Source organism: Nocardiopsis coralliicola, assembly GCF_054779695.1.
The window spans coordinates 1-3,056 of the sequence record NZ_BAAGXT010000094.1; the positions used below are offsets into that span (position 1 = coordinate 1).

The 3,056-nt window shown below is 77.2% G+C and carries 3 protein-coding genes; 1 reads left to right on the forward strand and 2 read right to left on the reverse strand.

Annotated features, from left to right (window positions below):
• Positions 1 to 281 precede the first annotated feature (281 nt).
• Both ACYVGT_RS28040 and ACYVGT_RS28045 read right to left on the reverse strand, forming a co-directional pair.
• Complete coding sequence (locus ACYVGT_RS28040) at positions 282 to 938, reverse strand: response regulator (RefSeq protein ID WP_460863858.1); 657 nt, start codon at positions 936 to 938, stop codon at positions 282 to 284.
• Positions 935 to 2,311 carry a sensor histidine kinase gene (locus ACYVGT_RS28045; protein ID WP_460863860.1) on the reverse strand — a complete coding sequence of 459 codons (1,377 nt, stop codon included), beginning with the start codon at positions 2,309 to 2,311 and terminating at the stop codon, positions 935 to 937. Before ACYVGT_RS28045 ends, ACYVGT_RS28040 begins: the two co-directional genes overlap by 4 nt.
• Before the next feature lie 144 nt (positions 2,312 to 2,455).
• On the opposite strand from ACYVGT_RS28045, the gene ACYVGT_RS28050 reads away from it, so the two are divergent.
• Positions 2,456 to 3,056, forward strand: a 601-nt coding sequence (locus tag ACYVGT_RS28050; RefSeq protein ID WP_460863861.1) for a hypothetical protein, incomplete at its 3' end; no start/stop codon positions are given.

The window sequence follows — 3,056 nt, forward strand, 5'->3', positions numbered from 1 at the left end:
CCGGAGGGTGCGGCGGCGCACGCACCGGCGCACGCCTCCCGCCTTCGCCGCGGGCGCGTGCACCCCGGTCCGCTCCCGCGGCCCCGGCCGATACGACGGTCCGCACGACAGGCGCACCGGGCAGCGAGTCCCAAGCCGGCCGGGCGGCACAGCCCAGGGGGCGGCCAGCCGGGCGCTCTGACCGCGCGGCCGCCGGCAGCGATCCGCTGCGGTGCACGCGCCGGTCTGAGCCCGCCGTGCTGGTCGCCGCGGTCCGGTGGCAGGCCGCGGGCCGCGGCCGGTCACCCGCGGGGATGGCTTCGGGCGGCGATGGCGGCTTGGACCCGGCTGGCGAGGCCGAGCTTGGCCAGAAGGCGGCTGACGTGGGTCTTGACCGTGGCCTCGGAGATGGTGAGGCGGCGGGCGATCTGGCGGTTGGACAGGCCCTCGCCGACGCAGGCCAGCACGTCGCGCTCGCGGTCGGTGAGCGAGGCGAGCTCCGCGGCACCCGCCTGCGGGCCCTCGTCCGCGCCGGCGCTGCCGCCGGCGTCCTCGGTGAACGCCGCGATCAGCCGCCGGGTCACGCCGGGCGCGATCAGGCCGTCGCCGCGCGCGACCGTGCGCACCGCCTCCACCAGGGCCCCGGCTTCGATGTCCTTGAGCAGGAACCCGGCGGCGCCGGCCTTGAGCGCACCGAACACGTAGGCGTCGGTATCGAACGTGGTGAGCACCAGCACGTCTGCGGTCCCGGCCAGCGCGCGGGCCGCGGCGATGCCGTCCATGCGCGGCATGCGGACGTCCATCAGCACCACGTCGGGCCGTGTGCGCCGGGCCTGCTCCACGGCCTCCTCGCCGTCGGCGGCCTCGGCCACCACGGTGATGTCGCCGGCACCCTCCAGGATCATCACCAGCCCGGAGCGCACCGCCCACTGGTCCTCGGCCACCACGACCCGGATCATCCTCGCGTCCCTTCACGTCCGCCGTCGTCTCCGGCGCCTTCCCCGGCGGCGCTCCCGCCGCCTCCGCCGGCCGTTTCCGTCCCGCCGCCGGGGGCGCCGTCCGGGCCCTGCGCCGGCCGGGGCCCGTCCTGCCCGGCGGGGAGAGCGACCCGCACCCGCCAGATTCTGCGCCCGCCCTCCTCCACCGCCCCAGCGGCGAAGTCGCCGCCGAGCAGCGCCGCGCGTTCGCGCATCCCGAGCAGGCCCACCCGCGCGCCGTGCGGATCGGCCTCGGCCGGCGCCGCGCCGACCGGGTTCTCCACCAGCACCACCAGCCGGTCCGGCGACTCCGGCGCGCCGCCGGCGGCAGCGCTTCCGGGGTAGGCGAGGCGGACCGACGCACGGGCCGGCTCGGCGTAGCGGGCGGCGTTGGTGAGCGCCTCCTGAACCACCCGATAGCCGGCGGCCTCGACCTGGGCGGGCAGCGGCCGCACCGGCCCGGAGGTCTCCAGCGCGACCTCCACGCCGCTCTCCCGGGCGGTGCGCACCAGCAGATCGACCCCGCTGAGCTGCGGCGCCACCGGATCGGTGTCGTCGGAGTCGGCGCGCAGCACCCCGATCATCCGGCGCATCTCGCCGAGCCCCTGCACGGCGTTCTCGCGGATCACCCCGAGGATCCGCCGGACCAGTTCGGGATCGGGGTCGCGGCGCGACAGCGCGGCCGTGGACTGCACCGCGACGGCGCTCAGGTGGTTGGCGATGACGTCGTGCAGTTCGCGGGCGACCCGGCCGCGCTCCTCGGCGATGGCCGAGGCGCGGTCGAGCTCGGCCAGGCGCAGCCGCTGCTCGCCCTGGCGGCGGAGCGCCTCGCCGCGCTCGCGGTGCTCGCGCACGGTCCAGCCGGTCAGCAGCGGCGCGCCGATGACGAGCAGGTACAGCCCGAGCAGCTGCACGACGCCGATCGCCCCTTGGGCGATGTGGCCCGCCGCGGCGGCCCACCCGGCGAACGCCGCCAGCGCCGCGGCACCGAGCACGGCGCCGGCCACGGCGGTCCACGCGATCCGGCGCCGCCCCCACGCCGCGGCCGCGTAGATCAGGTCGCCGTAGGCGATCAGGACGCCGGTGGAGGGCCCGATGGCGATGTCGGCGGCGAAGACGGCGGTGCCGAGGGCGAGCGCCCGGCCGGGCGCGGTCCGGCGCACCAGGACCAGCGCGCAGACCGCGGCAAGCGTGAGCAGCTGCGCGTCGCGGCCGATGCCGTCCCGGTAGACGCTCAGGCCCAGCGCCCACAGCACGGTGCCGCCGGCCAGGTACACGGCCGCCCACAGCGTGCTGCCGAGGTAGAGGCGGCCGCCGAAGACGCGGCGGTCGGGGTTGAAGCGGATGCGGATCACGCCCCTATCCCAGCACGCCGCCGCTGGCCACGCGTCCATCGAAGGTCGTAGGCCATCTCCTTCGCTGCGCTGTGCCGGAAGGGGCTGCCCGAGCGCGAGCATGGGGCACGGCGCCGTCCCGGCGCCGGGGAAGGGGTGGTCCCGGTGGTCGTCGCGTTCATCGTCGCCTGCGAAGTGCTCTTCTGGGTCTTCGTGCTGGGCGGCCTGTCAGCCCGCTACCTGCTGCGGCTGCGCCGCACGAGTACCGCCCTGCTGCTGGCGGTGCCGCTGCTGGACGTGGTCCTGCTGGCGGCGATCGCGCTGCACCTGCGCGCCGGCGGCACGGCCGACGCGAGCCACGCGCTGGGCGCGCTCTACCTGGGGTTCACGGTGGCCTTCGGCCACCAGGTGATCACCTGGGCCGACAAGAAGTTCGCGCACCGCTTCGCCGGGGCGCCCGCACCGCCCAAACGGCCCCGTGCCGGTGCCCCCGCCGTGCGCTACGAGGCGGCGGGCTGGCTGCGCACCACGCTGGGCTGCGCCGTGGGCGGCGGCGTACTGCTCGCCCTGATCGCCGCCACCGGCGACCCGGCCCGCACCGAGGCGCTGCGCGGGGCGTTCACCCCGCTCGCGATCATCATGTTCTGGAACACGGTGATCGCGGTCTGGGGCATCGTCGAGGCGCTGCGCGGATCCCGCACGGACGCGGCCCCCGCGCCAGCCGCAGCAGCGGCCGCGCCGGCCGCAGGCGCGGCGCCCACGCCGC

Excerpts from the sequence above, each read along its gene's own strand:
- ACYVGT_RS28040 (WP_460863858.1), bottom strand. The coding sequence starts at position 938 with ATGATCCGGGTCGTGGTGGCCGAGGACCAGTGGGCGGTGCGCTCCGGG.